Genomic DNA, 20,944 nt, shown 5'->3' with positions numbered 1-20,944 from the left:
AAAGCCGCAAACCGATCATCGCAGAGCGGTTTCTACGGCGGCAGCAAGGCGCAACAGGCGTTCTTCGGCCAGGGGGGCACCCATCAGCATCATCCCGCAACTTGGCGTCCCTGTCGGCAATGTAACCGCGCTCAGCCCCATCAGATTGCCTGCGCGTGTGTTGCGGAGGGTCAGCAGATTTTCGGTCACGTAGTAATCGTGATCGGTCATCAACTTGTCCAGATCGGGCGGCAGGTTCGGTGCGGTCGGGCAGATCACGGCATCAAATCCGGCCATACGCGCATGCCATGTGCGACGGGTCTCTTCCAGCTTGCGCCATGCTGCTACGTAATCTGAAGCTTTCACCCCTGCCCCGCCACGAAACCGCTCGAGTATCTGGTCAAACATCAGATGCGGATTTGCCTCGATCACATCGCGCCAAATGCCGTAGGCCTCGGCCGTGAACAGGACTGGCGCCAGCGTCATGGAGGCCGCCAGTTCCGGTGCTTCTACCTCGGAAATAAGCGCGCCTGCGGCTTCAAGTCGTGCGACAGCCGAGGCGAAAGCGCTGGCCGGCGCGTCGCGCAGATCATCCATTACGACAGTCTTGAGGATGGCAAACCGCCGTCCTTTCAGGCTGGTCCCGCGCAAATCAGCAGGCCGCCTGCCTTCCAGTGCGGCTAGCATCAGCGCTGCATCCTCGACCGAGCGGCAAAGTGGCCCGACGGTATCGAACTTCGCGCAAAGCGGCACGACCCCGCGCGACGAGACCCGCCCCGCAGTTGTTTTTAGGCCCACCAGATCATTCCATGCCGCCGGAATCCGCACCGACCCGCCCGTATCTGTGCCGATCCCGCAGGCTGCCAGTCCGAACGCGACCGAGGCCGCCGCACCCGAGCTTGATCCGCCCGACACCGCAGCATGATCGTTCACACAAGGCGAGGTGGCGGTCACAGGGTTCAAACCCAAGCCGCTGAAGGCCAACTCGCTCATATGCGTTTTGCCAAGGCAGACCAAACCTGCGGCGGTGGCATTTCGCAAGACATCGGCATCCCGATCCGGCACGCGGTCTTTCAAAAGGGCAGACCCTGCTTCGGTCGCAACGCCTGCTGTATCGAACAGGTCTTTCCAACTGATCGGCACTCCATCCAGCACCGACAGGCGCTGCCCCGACTGCGCGCGGTCGCGCGCAGCGCCTGCTTCGGCCAGGGCGCGTTCGGGCATAAGGCGGGCATAGATCCTGTCTGCCAAGGGATGCGCGGCAATCGCATCCAGATAGGCCTGTGTCAGATCCACCGGATCAAGTTCACCGGCTCCAATCGCCCGCCCTTGTTCCGCTGCCATGCGGCCCAACCATTCCTGCATTCCCAGCCCCCTCCCTGAATGTAACAGGGCGGACGGTAGCGGCACAGAGGCGCATGGACAATCCCGCCTCTTCCCCCATATTTGCCCCATGACATATGACAGCGATTTCCTGATTGTGGGCGGCGGACTGAACGGTCCTGTTCTGGCTCTTGCACTGGCCCGCTCCGGCCTGACCTCCACCGTGATCGACGCGCAACCGGCAGCAAAACTCGCAGCCGAGGGCTTTGACGGTCGTTCCTATGCGCTGGCGCTGGCCTCGGTCAGGTTGCTGCGGCATCTGGGATTGTGGGACAGCATCGCAGACAACGCCCAGCCCATGCTGGAAATCAAGGTCAGTGACGGGCGCGCAGGCGAGGGGCCGCTATCGCCGTTCCACCTGCATTTCGACCATGCCGAGATCGAAGAAGGCCCGATGGGTCACATGGTCGAGGATCGCCACTTGCGGAAGGCCGTTCTGGAGGCCCTAGACCGACACCCGCTGATAACACGTCTGAATGATACGCGCGTTGTTCGTCAGGCAACTGGTCCGCAAGGGATCAGTGTTACGCTGGAGGATGACCGCAGGCTGACCGGACGCGTTCTGGTCGGGGCTGACGGGCGCACATCCGGTACGGCCGAACGCGCAGGGATTTCCCGCACGGGATGGGACTACGGACAAACGGCGCTGGTCTGCGCGATCGAGCATGATCTGCCCCATCACGGCATCGCGCACCAGTTCTTCATGCCCCCCGGACCATTGGCAATCCTGCCGCTGACCTGCAATCGCAGCTCGATCGTCTGGTCGGAAACCCATGCCAATGCAGCCGCATTCCATGCGCTTGAGGATAACGCCTATCTCGACATGCTGCGCCCGCGGTTTGGCGACTTTCTGGGGGAAATCCGTCTGTCCGGCGCGCGCTATACCTATCCGTTGAACCTGACGCTGGCCAACAGTTTTGTCGCTCCCCGACTTGCACTGGTGGGAGATGCCGCGCATGGCGTGCATCCAATTGCCGGACAGGGGCTGAACGCAGGTCTGCGCGACATTGCGGCCTTGGCACAGGTTGTGTCGGATGCCCGCAAGAGGGGCGAGGATATCGCCTCGGAACTGGTGCTGGCACGCTATCAGCAATGGCGCCGTTTCGACACAGCGACATTGGCCGTGGCGACCGATCTGACAAACCGGATTTTTGCCAGCGACAACCCGTTGCTGCGGTTTGGCCGCGATATCGGCATGGGTGTGATCAACGCGCTGCCCGGATTGCGTCGCGGTTTCATCCGCGAGGCGGCAGGGCTGACGGGTGATTTACCTGACCTGATGCGCGGCTGACAGGACCGTCAGTCACCAAGCTTGGCATGCACCTCGTCCAGATCAATTTCACCCAGCGGCATCTTGTTGGCAGGGTTCTCGAAATCGTATTTGAACAACTCGAAATCGCGTTTGTAGATTTCATAGACAAGATGCATCGACAAATCGTCAAAATAATCCTCGACCGGATGCAACCGCTTGGGGCCGTGGCCTTCGGATTCGTTGAAGCGCGGGATTGTTTTCAGATCAACCTGATGCGGTGTCTCGATCGCATCGAGAACCTTCTGCATCCCGTCATTGAACGCTTCGGTCCAGAAAATGCTGTCATAGCTGCCGCCATTCACGATGAAGGTCGACACATGGCCCGACATCGCGGACCAGTGGATATCAGGTTCCATCGGGCGCCGCCAACGGATGGTATCGCGCGCAAACAGCAGGAAGCGGCGGAAACTGCGGATCTGGTCAAACTCGGTTGTCCCGTCCTCTCCGCCGACTTCGACGCCGTATTTCTGGGTCAGCATCGGCACCAGATTGCCACGGTAGCGCCGCCCATTACGCTGGATTCCGCAAATCTTGTCAAAGAAGGATGACAGAATACGTGTGTAGGGATTGCGGACACAGGTAAAGGCGTAGGATCCGTGGCTTTTGACGTTTTTTTCGATCAGCGTCTGGCTGTCGGGTTGCGCCCATTTGTGCAGACCAGCCGTCGAGTCGTGAATGTCCCCGTCAAAAAACGTGCCGTGATCCGAATAGTAAAGGATTTGACCGATGGTCGAGCAGGCGCATTTCGGCACCACACGATAGACCACGCTTTCGCTTTCCGTCATCCATGTGCCCGGAAATCCCATCGACCCGCCTCCAAAAATGCGTCTTTTTATTGCGACGCTTTATACCAACTTTGCAAAAACGAAAGAAAGCCTGTTTATTCATACCGCAAGGGTCGGTATCACCCTTCCCTATACTTGTAACCAAAGGCTTCCGGTTCCCCTAATGGCAAGAATTGCATTCATTCTTCTGTGCCACAAGGACCCAGAAGCGATCATCGCCCAGGCGAACCGCCTGACGGCGGTGGGCGATTATATGGCGATTCATTTCGATGCCCGCGCCAGCGCAGCGCATTACCGGATGATCCGGACCGCCTTGCAGGACAATCCGAACGTCACTTTCGCCAAACGCCGCATCAAATGCGGTTGGGGCGAATGGTCGCTGGTGCAGGCAACCCTCAACGCCGTCCAATCGGCGGTCGAGGCTTTTCCGCGTGCCACGCATTTCTACATGCTCTCTGGCGACTGCATGGCCATCAAATCAGCTGAATATGCCCATAGCTTTCTGGACTCGGCCGATGCCGACTATATCGAAAGCTTCGATTATTTCGAAAGCGACTGGATCAAGACCGGCATCAAGGAAGAGCGGCTGACCTACCGCCATTTCTTCAACGAACGCACCCATAAGCGGCTTTTCTACGCAGCCTTCAACTTGCAACGGAAACTCGGGCTCAAGCGGGCGATACCGCAGGACATTCAGGTCCAGATTGGCAGCCAGTGGTGGTGCCTGCGCCGCCGGACAATTGAACAGATCCTGCAATTCACCCGCAAGCGTCCCGACGTGATGCGCTTTTTCCGCACGACATGGATTCCGGACGAAACCTTTTTCCAGACTCTGGTGCGCCATCTGATTCCCAAGAACGAAATCAGATCCCGCACCCTGACATTCCTGATGTTCTCGGATTACGGGATGCCCGTCACGTTCTACAATGATCACTATGACTTGCTGCTCAGTCAGGATTTTCTGTTCGCGCGCAAGATCAGTCCGGGTGCCATCGACCTCAAGGAACGTCTGGGCGATCTTTATGCCGCCGAGGGTGTGCGCTTCCAGATCTCGAATGAGGGGCGCAGCCTTTACAAATTTCTGGCGGGTCGAGGCCGGATCGGGCGGCGCTTTGCCTCGCGGTTCTGGGAAACCGAAAGCACTCTTGGCCGCGAGCGCGAACTTCTGATCGTGATCTGCAAGAAATGGCACGTCGCCAAGCGCCTTCTGCACCGTATACGGCAGGTCACCAACATGCCTGCCATCGAATACCTGTTCAACGAGGAAAGCACCTATCTACCCGATCTAGGCGGCATCCAGTCCAGTCTTGGAAAACGCACCCGTCACCGCCGCGCGCTAATGCGGATGTTGTTCGACTATTACGACACCGATCGTCTGATCGTCTGCATGGACCCGGGAAATCTTGATCTTCTGCAGGATTTCTGTGGCGACCGCTCGACCACCCGCCTTCTCGAGGTCGAATGCCAGTTTTCGGACGACTATCTGGTCGGCCATGCCAAACGTGTCGGACTGGCGGGCGACCAGACACCGCCCGACACATTGGCGCGGCTGCTTCCCACGATCCGCAATGACATGACCTTTGAAAGCGATCAGATCCGCGATCAGGGTTTCGAGAACTACCAGCGCATTCGTGAGGCCGATCCAGTCGAGGAAAACACGGGAAAACTGGCGCAGTTTCTTGCCATTTCCAGCGACAAGGCGCATGAAATCGCCTCAACCGACTATCTTTACGCAGACTGAGGTGCCCCATGGCCTATACCTATGACGACCAAAACGTATTTGCAAAAATCCTGCGCGGCGAAATCCCGAACCGCACAGTGCTGGAAACCGAGCATTCGCTGGCCTTCCATGACATCTCGGAACAGGCGCCGGTGCATGTGCTAGTGATCCCCAAAGGCCCCTATGTCACCTACGACCATTTCGCACAGGCCGCATCGGAAGCTGAAATCGTGGATTTTACCCGCACCATTGGCGAGGTCTGCCGTATCATGGAGGTCCAACCAGGTATGGGCGGGGGCGGTTTCCGCGCGATCTCCAACGCTGGCGAAGCAGGTGTGCAGGAAGTTCCGCACCTGCATATCCACATCCTTGGCGGTCGCATTCTGGGGCGGATGCTGCAACGCGCTGACTGAAGCGCTGTGCCCGTTTCTTCTTGCCTTAAATATCCCCGCGCGGAGCGCGCCCGGGGTTCAGGCAGAACTTGTCAGGTTCAGGAAAACATCCTGCAGGTCGGCCTGTTCCGTCTTGACGTCACGGATCGACACGCCCGCGTCATGCACCGCTTCAAGCACCTGTTCTGCCGTCGTCTGACGGGTGTGGTAACTGATCGCCAGTGATCCGTCAGCGCGCTGCGTGACGTCCAGACCCGCGCCTTCCGGCATCTGCGCGGCGGGGCTTGCAGGATGAATCACCATTGTCTTGCGGTCCATACGCCCAAGCAACGCCGAGGTACTGTCGCGCGCGACGACCTGTCCCTGATTGATAATGGCGATCTGGTCGCACATCTCCTCGGCCTCTTCCAGATAATGCGTGGTCAGGATGATGGTCATACCGTCCTGATTGAGCTTGCGGATATTGGTCCAAAGCATCTGGCGCAGTTCGATATCCACACCGGCGGTGGGTTCGTCCAGCACCAGGATCTGCGGATGATGAACCAGTGCCTTGCCCAGCAAAAGCCGCCGCCGCATCCCGCCCGATAGCGTGCGTGCATAGGCTTGGGCTTTGTCCTCAAGTCCGATCAGAGCAAGGATTTCATCACTGCGCCGTTGCGCCTTTGGCACGCCATACAGACCCGCCTGCACCTCGAGCGCCGCACGCGGGGTGAAGAATGGATCAAGGTTCAGTTCTTGGGGCATCACACCAATAGCCGCGCGCGACTGGCGCGGATTCACATCCTGATCGAAGCCCCAGATCTTCACATCACCTGACGTCTTGACAACCAGACCGGCCAGAATGTTGATCAGCGTCGATTTTCCGGCCCCGTTAGGCCCAAGAAGCCCAAAGACCGAGCCTGCCGGAACATCCAGATCAATGCCTTGCAACGCCTTTTTCTCGGGCTGACCTTTGGCACCGGCATAGGTTTTCACCAGACCGCGGATTTCGATTGCATTGGCGCTCATGGTCTACTTGCTCCTGCCCGTCTCATCGCTCATAACGGTCCTAATCCAGTTGACCGGAAAAGGAAATGTCCCGAGATGACGATCGAGGCACCAGAGACAAAGCTAGTCGACAGCTATCGTATAGCCTGTGACGGGGGCGAAGGGGCGCTTGGCCACCCGCGTGTCTGGCTTCAGATTCCCCATGAACACGGTTGGGTGGAATGCCCATATTGCGATTGCAAATACGTCCATCGGGATTTCGAAGGCAAGGTCTGACCGCTGATCGCGGAACCGGATGATCCGTCGGAAGCCTCCGGCGGGGATATTTGTGCAAGAAGAAGCAGCGGGCGCTACGCCGGCGAAAGGGGTGCGCATGACATTCGGCAAAGGTTGCCACCTTCATCTGATCGACGGCTCGGCCTTCATTTTCCGCGCCTATCACGCGCTACCACCGCTGACGCGCAAATCCGATGGCTTGCCGATCGGGGCGGTGTCGGGCTTTTGCAACATGCTGCAGCGCTATGTCGAGAATAACAGCGGTGCGGACGCGGCAACGCATGTAGCCGTGATTTTCGACAAGGGCAGCCACACGTTCCGCAACGACATGTATGACCTCTACAAGGCCAATCGCGAAGCGATGCCCGAAGATCTGCGTCCGCAAATCCCCCTGACCCGTGCCGCAACCGAGGCGTTCAACATCGCCTGCAAGGAGCTTGAGGGTTTCGAGGCTGACGACATCATTGCCACCTTGTCCTGTCAGGCCCGCGCGGCGGGCGGGCGCGTGACCATCGTGAGTTCGGACAAGGATTTGATGCAACTGGTGGGCGACGGGGTCGAGATGCTGGACCCGATGAAAAACCGCCGCATCGACCGCGAGGGTGTGATCGAGAAATTCGGGGTCGGTCCTGAACATGTAGTGGATGTGCAAGCACTGGCAGGCGACTCGGTCGACAATGTGCCGGGCGCGCCGGGGATCGGGATCAAGACGGCGGCGCTTTTGATCAACGAATTCGGCTCTCTGGAGGCGCTGCTGGACCGCGCGGACGAGATCAAGCAACCCAAGCGGCGCGAGGTGTTGCAACAGCACCGCGCGCAGATCGAACTGTCCAAACGGTTGGTGCAACTGGATTGCGACATGGTGCTGGAATTCACGCTGGACGATCTGGAGATCCGCGAGCCTGAGCCGGAAAAGCTGCTGGATTTTCTGGCTGAGATGGAATTCCGCACACTGACCAAACGAATCTCGACCGCGCTGGGTGTTGCGGCACCTGTGATGATAGATACCGACCCCGCCGGTGCCGAACCGGCCGGCGAGAGTGACAAACCCGAGAACATTCCTTTTCCCAAGGCATATGAGCGTGTGTCGGATATGGCTGCGCTGGAAAGCTGGATCGCCCTGATCCGACACCGTGGCTATGTGGCCGTGGATACCGAGACGACAAGTCTGGACGAGATGCGCGCCGAATTGGTGGGGATTTCGCTTTGCGTGGAAGCTGGCAGCGCCTGCTACATCCCGCTGGGCCACAAAGCGGGTGCCGCGGATGATCTGTTCGGCTCGGACGCGCTGGCCGAAGGGCAGTTGCCGTTCCAGCCGGTTCTGGACGCGCTCAAACCCGTGCTCGAAGATGACAGCATCCTCAAGATCGGGCAGAACATGAAATACGATGCCAAGATATTTGCCCGCAACGGCATTGCCGTGGCGCCGATAGATGACACCATGCTGATGTCATACGCGCTGAATGCAGGCCTGCACGGCCATGGCATGGACACACTGTCCGAGCGCTATCTGGGGCATGAGCCGATCCCGATCAAATCGCTTTTGGGCGGCGGGAAATCCGCCATCACCTTCGACCGCGTACCGATCGACGAGGCAGTCACCTATGCGGCCGAGGATGCCGATATTACCCTGCGCCTGTGGCAGTTATTCCGCCCGCAACTGCACCGCACCCGCGTGACTACGGTCTACGAGACACTGGAACGTCCCCTTGTGCCTGTTCTGGCGCAGATGGAGATGACCGGCGTCAAGGTCGACCGCGACACGCTGAGCCGCATGTCCAATGCCTTCGCCCAGAAAATGGCGGCTCTGGAGGCCGAGATCCACGAACTGGCCGGCGAAAGCTTCAATGTCGGCTCTCCCAAGCAACTGGGCGAGATCCTGTTCGACAAGATGGGATTGGAAGGCGGCAAGAAGGGCAAGACAGGCGCCTATGCGACCGGCGCGGATGTGCTGGAGGATCTGGCCACGATGCACGACTTGCCCGGGCGGGTGCTGGACTGGCGACAGCTTTCCAAGCTGAAATCGACGTATACCGACGCCTTGCAGGATCATATCAACCCTGAAACAGGCCGGGTGCATACGTCCTATATGCAGACCGGCGCGAACACCGGCCGGCTGTCCTCGACCGATCCGAACCTGCAGAACATCCCCGTGCGCAGCGAGGAAGGCCGCCGCATCCGCGAGGCGTTCGTCGCACCACAGGGGCGCGTGCTGGTCAGTCTGGACTACAGCCAGATCGAGCTGCGTATTCTGGCCCATATCGCGGATATCGACGCCCTAAAACAAGCCTTCCGCGAGGGACAGGACATTCACGCGATGACCGCGTCCGAGATGTTCGACGTGCCGATAGACCAGATGACATCGGAAGTGCGCCGCCGCGCCAAGGCGATCAATTTCGGCGTGATCTACGGTATTTCGGGCTTCGGTCTGGCCCGCAACCTGCGAATCCCGCGGGCCGAGGCACAGGGGTTCATCGACCGCTATTTCGAGCGGTTTCCGGGTATCCGCGACTATATGGACGCGACCAAGGGTTTTGCGAAAGAGCACGGCTATGTCCAGACTCTGTTCGGGCGCAAGATCCACACTCCTGATATCAACGTCAAAGGCCCGACAGCCGGATTTGCCCAGCGCGCGGCGATCAACGCCCCTATTCAGGGCACTGCCGCCGATATCATCCGCCGCGCGATGATCCGCATGCCTGCGGCCATCAAGAACCAGCCTGCCAGAATGTTGCTACAGGTCCATGATGAACTGATTTTCGAGGTGGATGAAAATGCCGCCGACAAACTGATCGAGACCGCGCGGGACATCATGCAATCGGCTTGCGAGCCTGTGCTGAGGCTGGATGTGCCGCTGATCGTCGATGGGGGCACCGGCAACAACTGGGCCGAAGCACATTGAACCGATATGAAGGAAAGACCCGATGACCGACACCGAATCGAAACTGACAGACCAGCAACTGGCTGACAGTCTGATCAGTGTTCTGACTGTCGAACGGATCGAGGAGGATTTCTATCGCGGCATCGCCACACCACAGGGGCGCGGGCGCAGTTTCGGCGGGCAAGTGATTGGGCAGGCTTTGATGGCAGCGACAATGACGGTTGATGCCGCGCGGCCCAACCATTCGCTGCACGGATATTTCATGCGTCCGGGTGATGCGACGCAACCAGTGCTTTACCGTGTCGAACGCGACCGCGACGGCGGCAGCTTTACCACCCGTCGCGTTGTGGCGATCCAGCATGGCAAGCCGATCCTGAACCTTGCTGCCTCGTTCCATGCGCCCGAACCGGGACTGGCCCATCAGGATGCGATGCCAGATGTGCCCAGCCCCGAGGAACTGGAAACCGAGGAAGCTATGGCCGCGCGGATGGGCGACGCACTGCCCGAAGCCTTTCGGGTCTGGCTGAAGACTCCCCGTCCGGTCGAGATGCGGTCGATCACACCGCGCCCCCCTTTTGACCGCAGCCATCGGGAACCGGTGCAGACCATCTGGATCAGGGTAAAGGGGCGCATGTCGGATGATCCCGCCATGCATCGCGCGGCACTGGCTTTTGCCTCGGATATGGGGCTGCTAGGCACTTCGATGATGCCGCATGGCAAAACATTTACCGATCCCGATATGCAATTCGCCAGTCTGGATCACGCGCTTTGGGTGCATGATGCCTTCCGCATGGACGACTGGTTGCTCTACACGATGGACAGCCCGTGGGCCGGAGGGGCACGCGGCTTCAACCGTGGCCGCGTTTTCACCCGCGACGGGCGACTGGTCGCAAATGTCGCACAAGAAGGGCTGGTACGTCAGGTCACACCGTGAGGCAGATAGCATGACGCCGGCAAACGGTTGGAAATTTCGATCAGGTTGCCATCCGGATCACGCAGATAGATCGACATGAGCGGCCCTTCAGCGCCTGTGCGTCGAAGCGGACCTTCCTCGATCTGCACCGCCTTTGCGGAAAGATGCGCCTGCCAATCCGCAAGCGGCGTATCGCTGAGAAAGCACAGATCGGCTGAACCTGCCTGCACATTCCCTGCATGCGGGCGGAATTCGGCCCCTGTCCGGTGCAGGTTGATCTTCTGGCTGCCAAAGCGCAGCGCCATACGCGGGGCACCCCCTGCAGGCGTAAAGCTTTCTGCCTGCATGCCAAGGACATGCGTGTAGAAATCGACAGTCACCGCAATGTCAGCAACCGTCAGAACCAGATGGTCCAATGCCTTGATCCGTGGTGTCATTTCACGATTGTTCCTTGTCCCAAGCATGCCTAATCTGCGCGGATGGAACATGTGCCAGCCCACCCCGACAGTCAAACCGTCACGGATGTGATGGACCCCGCCCGCAGCGCTGCCTTGCAGGTCGCTTTGGGGCAACCGGCAACGATTATCGCAGGCGCAACCTTGCCGCCCTTCTTCCATCAACTGTATTTCTGGGAGCCCCAGCCACCCGCAAAACTGGGACGCGACGGGCATCCCGCCACGGGGCTTGGCCTTATCCCCGATCTGGGCCTTCCGCGCCGGATGTGGGCAGGTGGACGGCTGGCATTCGATACGCCGATGATGGCAGGAGAGCCCGCGCACAAGACAACCACCATCGATAGCGTGACACGAAAGGATGGGCGCACCGGTCCGCTTGGGTTTGTCACCTTGCGGCACAAAATCGTCCAGAACGGGCGGGTCTGCGTGACCGAATCGCAGGATCTGGTTTATCGCGAAGACCTGTCGTCGGATGCGCCAAGTCCCGCGGCACCGATCGCACGACGCGATGAAGATCTTTGCCGGACCGTGCATTTCGACAGTACCCTGCTCTTCCGCTATTCGGCGCTCACATTCAACGGGCACCGTATCCACTATGATCTGGACTATGCCCGCGATGTCGAGGGGTACGCGGGCCTGGTGACCCATGGCCCTTTGCTGGCGCAGCATTTGATTCTGCTGGCGACCGAGCAACTGGGCACGCTGCGCACATTCAGTTTTCGGGCAACCGCCCCCCTGATGCATTTCGAAGCCGCAGATCTGTGCTGGTGTGCCGATGGAACGATGTGGGTGCGCGGTCCGGATGGGCGGCAATGTATGCAAGCCCAGGCAAGCTGAGGGTCAGAGACTCGCCTCTGGACGGAAACCCGCAGGGATCGTGTCGATCCCGTCCAGCACCAGATCGGCCATAACCTCTGCCACTTTCGGGGCCATGCCAAAACCGATCTTGAAACCGCCATTGGCGATAAAATGGTCGCTGTAAACCGGATGCACACCAAGAACCGGCGCACGGCTGCGGGCGCGGGGGCGCACACCGGCCCAACGCTCGATCACTTCGACATCGCGCAAGGCGTGAACGGCGTCACGGGCGCGGGCGATCACCTGATCGAGCTGTGCGTCCGTGACGGAGGCATCTTCATAATCCCGCTCGCTGGTCGATCCGACAGCGACCGTTCCATCGGCATGCGGTACAACATGGACCGTATCGACAAAAAGCTGCGGCAGATCACACGCATCATAGGCCAGCAGCGCCGCTTGCCCTTTGACGCCATTACCGAAGCTGCGCCCCAGATCGGCACTGATCGCCTCTAGTCCCGCCAGACCGCTGGCATGTATAACACGCCCTTCAACGCGGTGTTCGTTTACCACATCGGCGCCATGCGCCTGCAATGCAACCACAAGCGCCGCACAGGCCTGCCGCGGATGTAGCCGCGCCGACAGCGTGTCGCGGATCACCCAACCGCTGGGGCTATGCGGCGACCAGTCACCCAGCGTATCGGCGCGCAGCACCTCCCATACCGCCTGTCCCTGCCACAACTCCGCGGCCGACAGTGCGCGCGCTTTGGCCAGATCCAGCGCTGCAAGGTCCGTGACGGGCTGCAAGCGACCCAGACGCGCATAGCCTGTGGACATGCCGGAAGACGCCTCGACCCCCGACCAGAAAGACGCCGCCATCAGCAAGCTGTCGAGTTGGAACGCCTTCTTGTCATTCCACTGTTCAGGCACATGCGGCGCAAGCGCCCCAACGATGCCGCCACTGCTGCCCGCACCCGGTCCGTAAGGGTCTATCACACGCACCTTTGCACCGCGCCCGACACAGGCCCAGGCAACCGACAGGCCGAAAATTCCGGCTCCCAGCACGGTCACATCCGCCATTGCCATTCCCTGACATCCTTTGCATTGTCGCGCTGTTTTCAATGCCCTTCCTAAGGGATGCCCCCTTGCAAGACCAGACCGCACTAATCGCTTGGCGCGACGGGGATCTGCCCGTTTCTACAAGGTTTGACGATCCCTATTTCTCGCTGCAGGGCGGGCTTGCCGAGACCGCACATGTATTTCTGGCGGGCAATGACTTGCCAGCGCGTTTCCGTGACGGTTTTCACATCGCAGAGCTTGGTTTTGGTACCGGATTGAACCTGTTGTCCGCGCTTCATCTATGGCGTGGCAGCGGGCAGTCCGGCCAATTGCAATTCACCACATTCGAGGCATTCCCGCTCCGCGCCGCCGACATGCTGCGCGCGCAATCGGCCTTTCCGGTTTTGGAACCGCTCAGCAGCGAACTCGCACCGTTCTGGACCGACAACCCCGCAGGATTCACCCTGCCCGACCTGCAATTCACAATGGTTTCCGGCGATGCGCGCGAAACCCTTCCGCATTGGACCGGACAGGCCGATGCGTGGTTTCTGGACGGCTTTTCGCCCGCGAAAAATCCCGAGATGTGGCAGGAATCTCTGTTAGCAGAAGTGGGGCGCCACACCCACGCCGGCGGAACAGCCGCCACCTATACAGCCGCCGGATTTGTCAGGCGCGGGTTGCAAGCGGCCGGATTTGACGTCCAAAGACGGCAGGGATACGGCACCAAAAGACATATGACCGTGGCACGGAAGGCCCAAGCATGACCGAACAGAACACCCGCCTTGGGATCATGCTTATGATTGCAACCACATTTGTCTTTGCCATGCAGGACGGAATCTCGCGCCATCTTGCGGGGGAATACAACGTCTTCATGGTCATCATGATCCGTTACTGGTTCTTTGCCGCGTTCGTCATGTCGATAGCTGCGCGTAAGGCTGGCGGTCTGCGGGCGGCGGCGAAAACATCACAGCCTGTGTTGCAGGCGTTTCGCGCGGTTCTGTTGGTCACCGAGATCTGCGTTATGGTGCTGGCCTTCACCTTGCTTGGCCTGATCGAAAGCCATGCGGTGTTCACCTGCTATCCGTTGCTGGTCGCAGCCCTGTCAGGACCTGTGCTGGGCGAGACAGTCGGCTGGCGTCGTTGGGCAGCGATCGGCGTGGGGTTCATCGGCGTTCTGATCATCCTGCAACCCGGCTTTGGTGTCTTCCGGATCGAGGCGATCGTGCCACTGATCGCGGCGTTGATGTTCGCACTTTATGGCTTGCTGACACGCTATGCTGCCCGCAAGGACAGCACCGCCACCAGCTTTTTCTGGACAGGGACAGTCGGATCGCTGGCGATGACCATTGTCGGCGTGTGGTTCTGGGAACCCATGACCGGCCCGGATTGGGGCTGGATGGGCCTTTTGTGCATCACAGGTGCCTTGGGTCACTGGCTGCTGATCAAATGCTATGAGGTTGCCGAGGCAAGCGCAGTGCAGCCCTTTGCCTATCTGCAACTGGTCTTTGCCTCGGTTCTGGGCATCGCGGTATTCTCGGAAACGATCCGCACAAATGTCGCGGTAGGTGCGGCGCTGATCGTTGCCGCGGGTTTGTTCACCCTATGGCGCGAGCGGCAGAACCGTTGAACCGGCCAATTCACGGCTGAACGGGACCGGATGCGGTTCACGCCCCAGACGGGCCCGATAGATCGGCAGGGATTCCGCCACGCGCATCACGTAATTCCGCGTTTCAGTGAACGGGATATGTTCAATCCAGTCGACCACCGCTTCCTCGGACGCGCCGCGGGGATCGCCCTGCTCTGCCATCCAGCGGGTCGGGCGGCTGGGGCCCGCGTTATAGGCGGCCGAGACCAGAACGATATTGCCGCTGAAATCTGCCCCAAGCCGCGCCAGATAGCCACTGCCAAGCCGCGCATTATAGGCCCAATCCGACAGGACCCGCCCGGCATCATGCTCCAGCCCCAGATCGCGCGCCACTTCGGCGGCGGTGCCGGGCATCAGTTGCATCAAGCCTTGCGCCCCTGCGCCGCTGACAACCACCGGATTGAATTCGCTTTCGCGCCGCGCAATCGCCTTGGCCAACTCCATCGGGACAGGCAGCCCCATCTCGCGCATCGGATGCAGCGCGTAATAAGGACGGGGCAGCACAACACCCTTGTTCGCCGCTTCCTTGCCGATCATCACAGCAAGATGCGGCTCACCCAGATCCAGTGCCATCTCTCCAAGCTGGGCCAATCCAATCTCGGACTGGCTTTCGGCCAGATGGGTGAAAAACTGCTTGGCCAGCCCCGCTTCGCCCGCGCGTTGCAACAACAGGCCCGCGCGAAAAACGGATGAGGACGCCAGCGGCGCACTGCGCCAATCGGGCGGCACGTCGGCACCCTTCAAGGACGGATCGGAGGCAAGGCCAGCACGTTCCGCCGCCAGCAATCCGTAAAAGCTTGTCTGGTGCTGCGCCCCCTCGGCATAGGCTTGGGCTGCCGCTTCGGTATCGCCCGCAGCATCCTGCGCGCGCCCGATCCAGTAACCCGCCCGCCCCAACGAGATCGGCGTTGCGACAGCCATCCGGAACCTCTGGAAATGGTCCAGCGCCAGATCGGTGTCTTTCATGTAGGTCAGGGCGATATAGCCAGCCAGCCATTCCAGATCGGCATAGTCCGACCCTTCCGCCAGTTGATGCGAGGCCGCCAGCCTGTAGGCTAGGTCGCTGTTGCCCGCCCGCATTTGCGCCCGTGCCAGATAGCTGCGCCAACCGGCCCAGCGCTGCGGCTCTCCCAATGCAGCAGCCGAGGTCGAGCGTTCCAGCAAAAGCTCGATGGCACTGTCGGTAAATCCTTTCTGGATACGCCAGTTGAAACGGTCATGGGCCAGACCGGCATCGGACACAAGCGGTTGGGGAACCGCATCAATCAGCGTGTTCACCCCGTCACGCTGGGCTTTCAACGCCAGTCTGGCGATCGCCAGTGCGCGCCGGTCGGCATCGACCAGCGGCAAAACACGGTCCGCATCACTGTTCAGACCCCGCCACAAAGCCATATCAAGCCGCGCCGCGTGATGCGGTGTCAGAAGGGGACCATGTCTTTGGACAAAGGTGTCGTGCTCTCTCTGATCCATCGCCAGCGTCCGCCACCCCAGAACAAGGCTGGCTTCGGCGTCACCTGCACGGCCCTTGGCCGTCAGGGCATCGGCATAGCGCAGCAAGCCGACACCGGTTTGTGGCGTCTGGTTCTGAAAGAAACGCAAGACCTGATCATCGCTGGCGGTCACGAATACCTCTTCCGAGCGGTGCCGCAGCAGCGCAAGCCCCGGCCAATCGGGATTACGTTCCAGAAAAGCCAGTACATCCTCGGCACGCCCGCGACCCGCCCGCAAACGGTGCCATTCGACCAGATCGACAGCCTCGGGTCCGGCGCGCAAAGCGAGAGTGGCCGCGTTATCCCAGTTCCCCGCGCGCACGGCTGAAAGCGCAGAGGCCAGCGGCTGCGGCCCGGTATCCTGCGCCTGCAATGCAGATGACATAATCAGGCCGACGAACAGGGCGTTTTGGATTGCTTTTCGCAACATCACTTGCTTTTTCCAGAGGGACAAAGGATAGACAGCGCCAGATTACAGCCTTGAGTCTGGCGCTTCAAATCACGTTGGTGACAGACTCCTACCTAGGCTTCAACCAACGGCGCCATGCCATCACGACAACAGAAAAGGAGCGTGTCATGTTCAAGGGTTCCATACCCGCCCTCATCACGCCGTTCAAGAACGGCGCGCTGGATATCGAGACGCTTAAGAAACTTGTAGATTGGCACGTGACCGAAGGCTCGCATGGTCTGGTGCCCGTTGGCACGACTGGAGAAAGCCCCACCCTATCGCATCGCGAACATGAGACTGTGATCGAAGAGGTCGTCAAGGCTGCCGCCGGACGTATCCCCGTGATTGCCGGTGCCGGTTCGAACAATACCACCGAAGGCATCCGCCTGATCCAGCATGCCGAAGAGGTCGGGGCCGATGCCGCGCTGGTGGTGACGCCCTATTATAACAAGCCCACGCAGGCCGGACTTATCGCGCATTTCAAGGCGATCCACGATTGCTGCAACCTGCCGATCATCATCTACAACATTCCCGGACGGTCCGTTGTCGACATGCTGCCCGCCACGATGGGTGAGTTGGCCAAGCTCCCGCGCATTGTCGGCGTCAAGGACGCAACAGGCGATCTAAGCCGCGTGCCCAAGCAGCGGATGACCTGCGGGCCCGATTTCATCCAGCTTTCTGGCGAGGATGCAACCGCACTTGGTTACAACGCACATGGTGGGGTGGGCTGTATCTCGGTCACGGCCAATGTCGCACCAAGACTTTGTGCCGAATTCCAGACAGCCACGCTCAAGGGCGATTATGCCACAGCGCTGACCTTGCTGGACCGTTTGATGCCATTGCACGAGGCAATTTTTGCCGAGCCGGGTGTGGCGGGCGCGAAATACGGTCTGTCACGTTTGGGCATGTGCAGCGACGAAGTGCGTCTGCCCTTGGTCGGACTGACTGATGCGGTCAAGGCGCGGATGGACGATGCGATGCGTTTTGCCGGCCTGATCAACTGACTGGCTCGCTCTTTCAAAAAACCCCCGATGGTTCAACGGGGGTTTTTCATGCCTATACGCCATTTTTGTGATATACTTTTCCTATCATTCAGCTTGAAGGCAGGAGGAGCAAATGGCCAAGAAATCCAAAAAAGCCGTTGAAAAAGCCGAAAAGCCGCCTGAGGCACCGCAACGCGCGGTCAAGGTTCCTGTCGCGTTGCGCTTCAATGCCGATCTGCTGACTAATATCGACAAGGTCGCGGCATGTCGCGCAATGCGCTGATTTCCTACTGGTGTTCGCGCGCAGTCGAGGCAGAGTAAGAAAGGGCGGGAAAACCCCGCCCTTTTCCGGATCAGATACCGGTATCGACAATCGCCTTGGCAAGGATCGGCACCGTGGTCTTGTTCAAACCGGCGATGTTCAGGCGGCTATCGCCCACCATGTAGATTGCATGCTCTTCCCGCAGGCGAGCCACCATTTCAGGGGTGGTGCCAAGACGCGAGAACATGCCACGATGCTGTGCGATGAAGCCGAACCGGTCAGAGCCTGAAAGCCGCTGCAGTTCCGCCGCCAGTTGTTTGCGCAATTCCAGCATGGACAGGCGCACCTCTTCCAGTTCGGAAGTCCAGTCAGCGCGCAGCACCGGATCGGTCAGAATTTCCGTCACGACCCGCGCGCCATGATCCGGCGGGAATGAAAAGTTCTGTCGGTTGAGGAAATTCAGCGAGCCTTGCGTCAGCCCGCGCAACCTCTTGTCCTGCGCTACAGCCATCAGCAAACCGGTCCGTTCGCGGTAGATCCCGAAATTCTTGGAGCAGCTTGCCGCAATCAAGCATTCTGGCACCGACGATGCGACCAACCGCACGGCCTGCGCATCAACGTCAAGACCATCGCCAAAGCCCTGATAGGCAATGTCGATCATCGGGACGCCACCGGATTTGAGCAGCAGGTCAACCACGGCTTTCCACTCGGTCAGGTTCAGGTTGGCCCCCGTCGGGTTATGGCAGCAGCCATGCAGCAACACCACATCGCCTGCGCGCACATCAGCCAGATCTTCCAGCATGCCGGTGAAATCGACACCGCGTGTTTCGGCGTCGAAATAGCGGTATTCGGCGACATCCATCCCCAGATAGTTCAGGATGGTGACGTGGTTCGGCCATGTCGGGTTCGACACGAAAACCCGTGCCTCAGGGTTTGCCATGCGGATCAGTTCAAAGGCCTGCCGCACAGCCCCCGTACCACCCGGGGTCGCCGCCGCCGCGATGCTGTCACGCGGCACAACGCCGCCTAGCACCAAATCAATCATCACATCCGAAAAAGCGGGATCCCCCGCCAGACCGACATAGGATTTAGTCGTCTGCTCTTCCACCAGTTTGCGTTCTGCCAACTTAACGGCGCGCATCACGGGCGTAACGCCCTCGGCATTCTTGTAGACGCCCACCCCAAGATCAATCTTGGTCGGACGTGGGTCGTCCTTGTAAAGCTGCATCAGCGCAAGAATTTTGTCGGCTGGGTGTTCTTTGAGATTCGAGAACATGTCTGTATCAGGCCTTTCCGGTGGCGACGGGCAATGTGGGGAACGCGCCCCATTCACACCATGATCCGTCATAAAGCGAATGGTCGGTCTTGCCGATCCGTTCCAGTGCGAGGCTCAGAATGGCGGCGGTCACGCCAGAGCCGCATGTTGTGATGACCGGCTTGGACAGATCCACACCGGCAGAAGCAAAAGCCGCGCGCAGGTGGTCGGCGTCCATCATCGTGCCGTCCGGATTGAGGATGTCCTTGAACGGCAGGTTCTTCGAACCCGGAATGTGCCCCTTGCGCAAACCTGGGCGCGGCTCGTCAACCTCACCACGGAAGCGTTCGGCGGCGCGGGCATCAATGATCTCGTAATCGCCCAGTTTAGACGCGGCAGAGACCTGCGTAACATCCTTGACCAACTGGTTCTGGCGCCGCACCGTCATGTGGCGGTCGCGGACCATCGGCAGCATGTCCTCGACCTCGCGCCCCTCGGCCAGCCATTTGGGAAAGCCACCGTCCAGCACGGCAATATCCATCTGTCCCATCAGGCGAAACAGCCACCAGACGCGAGCCGCCGAGAACAGGCCCTCGGCGTCATAGACGACGACCTGATGCCCGTCGCCGATACCCATCGCACGCATCCGCGACATGAATTTTTCAACCGGCGGCGCCATATGCGGCAAGTCCGAGCGGTGATCACTGATTTCATCAATGTCGAAATAACGCGCGCCGGGAATGTGAGCCGCCGTATAGGCCGCCTTCGCGTCGCGCGGATCGCCCGGCATGACAAAGGTCGCATCCAGAATCCTCAGATCCGGATCTTTCAGATGTGCCGCCAGCCAGTCGGTAGACACCAGCGTTCTTGGATCATCATTTGCCATGGGAACCCCTGTCGATGCGTCACATCCTGCCTACATCGGGGGTCCCCTGCTGGCAAGTCAAAGGCCCGTCAAATCAGACCGGATCAACGCCTTTTCAAGCGGAATCAGTTCTCTTTCAGAAGCCGCTGTTTCTGGCGGGCCCAGTCGCGCTTGGCCTCGGTCTCGCGCTTGTCGTGGTTCTTTTTGCCCTTGGCGACACCGATCTTCAACTTTACCAGACCGCGATCGTTGAAATACATCACCAGCGGCACCAACGTCATACCCTTGCGCTGCGTCGCGTTCCACAACTGCGCCAGTTGCTTGCGCGACACCAGAAGTTTGCGCCGCCGCCGCTCTTCGTGTTTCCAGACCCGCGCTTGCTGGAAAGGCGCGATGTAGCCATTAATCAGATACAGCTCGCCATCCTCAACCGAGGCATAGCTTTCCGCGATATTCGCGCCGTTCTCGCGCAGTGATTTCACTTCGGACCCGACAAGGATGATACCGCATTCGATATCTTCCTCGATCGCATAATCAAACCGCGCACGGCGATTCTCGGCGATGATCTTGTAATTGGGGTCTGATTTCGTCTGGGCCATGCGCGCTGAATATCCCGTGCGCGCGGCACTGTCCATCCGGCGGGCTAAACACCCCTAACTGCCCCGATAGGTGGAATAGCCGAAAGGCGACAGCAGCAGCGGCACATGATAGTGCGCCGCGGCGTCCGAGATCCCGAAGCGGATCGGCACAACGTCAAGGAAGCGGGGCGCTTCCGGCGGGGTGCCTGTGGCATCCAGATAGGCTCCTGCATGGAATTCCAGCTCGTAGGTGCCGACCGCAAAAGCCCCTTTGGGCAGGATCGGTCCGTCAGTGCGACCATCATTGTTGGTCACCTTGCGCGCCAGATGCACCCGGGTGCCGTTTTCGATCCGGTAAAGATCGATCGCCAGCCCAGCAGCGGGACAGCCGCGTGCGGTATCCAGAACATGTGTGGTCAGATAGCCCTCGGACATTGGATGCTCCTTCTTGTGGCACTGCGCTACAGTCTAGCCAAAGTCA

At 59.8% G+C, this 20,944-nt stretch carries 21 protein-coding genes; 11 read left to right on the top strand and 10 right to left on the bottom strand.

Annotated features, from left to right (window positions below; all coding sequences use genetic code 11):
• Positions 1-15 precede the first annotated feature (15 nt).
• On the bottom strand, positions 16-1,344 hold the full coding sequence (locus tag K7H22_RS11520; RefSeq protein ID WP_230800968.1) for an amidase: 1,329 nt from the start codon (positions 1,342-1,344) through the stop codon (positions 16-18).
• Between the two features lie 88 nt (positions 1,345-1,432).
• Here K7H22_RS11520 and K7H22_RS11515 point away from each other — a divergent pair, with 88 nt between their 5' ends.
• Positions 1,433-2,653, top strand: a complete 1,221-nt coding sequence (locus tag K7H22_RS11515) for a UbiH/UbiF/VisC/COQ6 family ubiquinone biosynthesis hydroxylase (RefSeq protein ID WP_230800967.1) — start codon at positions 1,433-1,435, stop codon at positions 2,651-2,653.
• A gap of 8 nt (positions 2,654-2,661) precedes the next feature.
• On the opposite strand, the gene K7H22_RS11510 is transcribed toward K7H22_RS11515, so the two are convergent.
• The gene (locus tag K7H22_RS11510; RefSeq protein ID WP_230800966.1) at positions 2,662-3,480 is read right to left on the bottom strand and encodes a sulfotransferase family protein; all 819 of its coding nucleotides are present in this window, start codon (positions 3,478-3,480) and stop codon (positions 2,662-2,664) included.
• Between the two features lie 142 nt (positions 3,481-3,622).
• Between K7H22_RS11510 and K7H22_RS11505 the strand changes: the two genes are divergently transcribed.
• Together K7H22_RS11505 and K7H22_RS11500 are read left to right on the top strand one after the other, a co-directional pair.
• On the top strand, positions 3,623-5,200 hold the full coding sequence (locus K7H22_RS11505) for a DUF5928 domain-containing protein (protein WP_230800965.1): 1,578 nt from the start codon (positions 3,623-3,625) through the stop codon (positions 5,198-5,200).
• An 8-nt stretch (positions 5,201-5,208) separates the two neighbouring features.
• On the top strand, positions 5,209-5,592 hold the full coding sequence (locus K7H22_RS11500; protein WP_230800964.1) for an HIT domain-containing protein: 384 nt from the start codon (positions 5,209-5,211) through the stop codon (positions 5,590-5,592).
• Between the two features lie 57 nt (positions 5,593-5,649).
• Here the strand turns inward: K7H22_RS11500 and K7H22_RS11495 are convergent, their stop codons facing one another.
• Positions 5,650-6,579, bottom strand: a complete 930-nt coding sequence (locus tag K7H22_RS11495) for an ABC transporter ATP-binding protein (RefSeq protein WP_230800963.1) — start codon at positions 6,577-6,579, stop codon at positions 5,650-5,652.
• Positions 6,580-6,654: 75 nt separating this feature from the next.
• Here K7H22_RS11495 and K7H22_RS11490 point away from each other — a divergent pair, with 75 nt between their 5' ends.
• The 3 genes from K7H22_RS11490 (at position 6,655) to K7H22_RS11480 (ending at position 10,649) form a co-directional block, all read left to right on the top strand.
• Entirely contained in the window at positions 6,655-6,834 is a 180-nt protein-coding gene (locus K7H22_RS11490) for a zinc-finger domain-containing protein (protein WP_230800962.1), read from the top strand.
• A gap of 97 nt (positions 6,835-6,931) precedes the next feature.
• Positions 6,932-9,736, top strand: coding sequence for a DNA polymerase I (polA, locus tag K7H22_RS11485; RefSeq protein WP_230800961.1), 2,805 nt, complete (start codon positions 6,932-6,934; stop codon positions 9,734-9,736).
• Between the two features lie 22 nt (positions 9,737-9,758).
• Positions 9,759-10,649, top strand: coding sequence for an acyl-CoA thioesterase (locus K7H22_RS11480; RefSeq protein WP_230800960.1), 891 nt, complete (start codon positions 9,759-9,761; stop codon positions 10,647-10,649).
• Here the strand turns inward: K7H22_RS11480 and K7H22_RS11475 are convergent.
• Positions 10,634-11,065 carry a VOC family protein gene (locus tag K7H22_RS11475; protein WP_230800959.1) on the bottom strand — a complete coding sequence of 144 codons (432 nt, stop codon included), beginning with the start codon at positions 11,063-11,065 and terminating at the stop codon, positions 10,634-10,636. The two genes, K7H22_RS11480 and K7H22_RS11475, sit on opposite strands and share 16 nt — an antisense overlap.
• Positions 11,066-11,155: 90 nt before the next feature.
• Between K7H22_RS11475 and K7H22_RS11470 the strand changes: the two genes are divergently transcribed.
• On the top strand, positions 11,156-11,920 hold the full coding sequence (locus K7H22_RS11470; protein ID WP_230801173.1) for an FAS1-like dehydratase domain-containing protein: 765 nt from the start codon (positions 11,156-11,158) through the stop codon (positions 11,918-11,920).
• A 3-nt stretch (positions 11,921-11,923) separates the two neighbouring features.
• Here the strand turns inward: K7H22_RS11470 and K7H22_RS11465 are convergent, their stop codons facing one another.
• Positions 11,924-12,958 (bottom strand): NAD(P)/FAD-dependent oxidoreductase, encoded by a 1,035-nt coding sequence (locus K7H22_RS11465; protein WP_230801172.1) that lies wholly within the window; start codon positions 12,956-12,958, stop codon positions 11,924-11,926.
• A 65-nt stretch (positions 12,959-13,023) separates the two neighbouring features.
• Here K7H22_RS11465 and mnmD point away from each other — a divergent pair, with 65 nt between their 5' ends.
• Together mnmD and K7H22_RS11455 are read left to right on the top strand one after the other, a co-directional pair.
• A complete protein-coding gene (gene mnmD / locus K7H22_RS11460; protein ID WP_230800958.1) occupies positions 13,024-13,701 on the top strand; it encodes a tRNA (5-methylaminomethyl-2-thiouridine)(34)-methyltransferase MnmD in 678 nt (225 codons plus the stop codon).
• Positions 13,698-14,564 carry a DMT family transporter gene (locus K7H22_RS11455; RefSeq protein ID WP_230800957.1) on the top strand — a complete coding sequence of 289 codons (867 nt, stop codon included), beginning with the start codon at positions 13,698-13,700 and terminating at the stop codon, positions 14,562-14,564. Before mnmD ends, K7H22_RS11455 begins: the two co-directional genes overlap by 4 nt.
• Here the strand turns inward: K7H22_RS11455 and K7H22_RS11450 are convergent.
• Positions 14,538-16,502, bottom strand: coding sequence for a lytic transglycosylase domain-containing protein (locus K7H22_RS11450; RefSeq protein WP_230800956.1), 1,965 nt, complete (start codon positions 16,500-16,502; stop codon positions 14,538-14,540). The two genes, K7H22_RS11455 and K7H22_RS11450, sit on opposite strands and share 27 nt — an antisense overlap.
• A 146-nt stretch (positions 16,503-16,648) precedes the next feature.
• Between K7H22_RS11450 and dapA the strand changes: the two genes are divergently transcribed.
• Complete coding sequence (dapA, locus tag K7H22_RS11445; protein WP_230800955.1) at positions 16,649-17,524, top strand: 4-hydroxy-tetrahydrodipicolinate synthase; 876 nt, start codon at positions 16,649-16,651, stop codon at positions 17,522-17,524.
• A 112-nt stretch (positions 17,525-17,636) separates the two neighbouring features.
• Positions 17,637-17,786 carry a hypothetical protein gene (locus K7H22_RS11440; RefSeq protein WP_230800954.1) on the top strand — a complete coding sequence of 50 codons (150 nt, stop codon included), beginning with the start codon at positions 17,637-17,639 and terminating at the stop codon, positions 17,784-17,786.
• A gap of 70 nt (positions 17,787-17,856) precedes the next feature.
• Here K7H22_RS11440 and K7H22_RS11435 read toward each other — a convergent pair whose 3' ends face one another.
• From K7H22_RS11435 to uraH, 4 genes are all read right to left on the bottom strand, one after another.
• Positions 17,857-19,041, bottom strand: a complete 1,185-nt coding sequence (locus K7H22_RS11435) for an aromatic amino acid transaminase (protein ID WP_230800953.1) — start codon at positions 19,039-19,041, stop codon at positions 17,857-17,859.
• Between the two features lie 7 nt (positions 19,042-19,048).
• A complete protein-coding gene (sseA, locus tag K7H22_RS11430) occupies positions 19,049-19,906 on the bottom strand; it encodes a 3-mercaptopyruvate sulfurtransferase (RefSeq protein WP_230800952.1) in 858 nt (285 codons plus the stop codon).
• 104 nt (positions 19,907-20,010) lie between these two features.
• On the bottom strand, positions 20,011-20,484 hold the full coding sequence (smpB, locus tag K7H22_RS11425; RefSeq protein ID WP_230800951.1) for an SsrA-binding protein SmpB: 474 nt from the start codon (positions 20,482-20,484) through the stop codon (positions 20,011-20,013).
• 54 nt (positions 20,485-20,538) lie between these two features.
• The gene (gene uraH, locus K7H22_RS11420) at positions 20,539-20,898 is read right to left on the bottom strand and encodes a hydroxyisourate hydrolase (RefSeq protein ID WP_230800950.1); all 360 of its coding nucleotides are present in this window, start codon (positions 20,896-20,898) and stop codon (positions 20,539-20,541) included.
• Positions 20,899-20,944: the final 46 nt, after the last annotated feature.

The sequence above is a fragment of the Seohaeicola saemankumensis genome, from assembly GCF_021021435.1.
Lineage (GTDB): Bacteria > Pseudomonadota > Alphaproteobacteria > Rhodobacterales > Rhodobacteraceae > Seohaeicola.
This window is presented reverse-complemented; position numbering and strand designations above follow the sequence as displayed.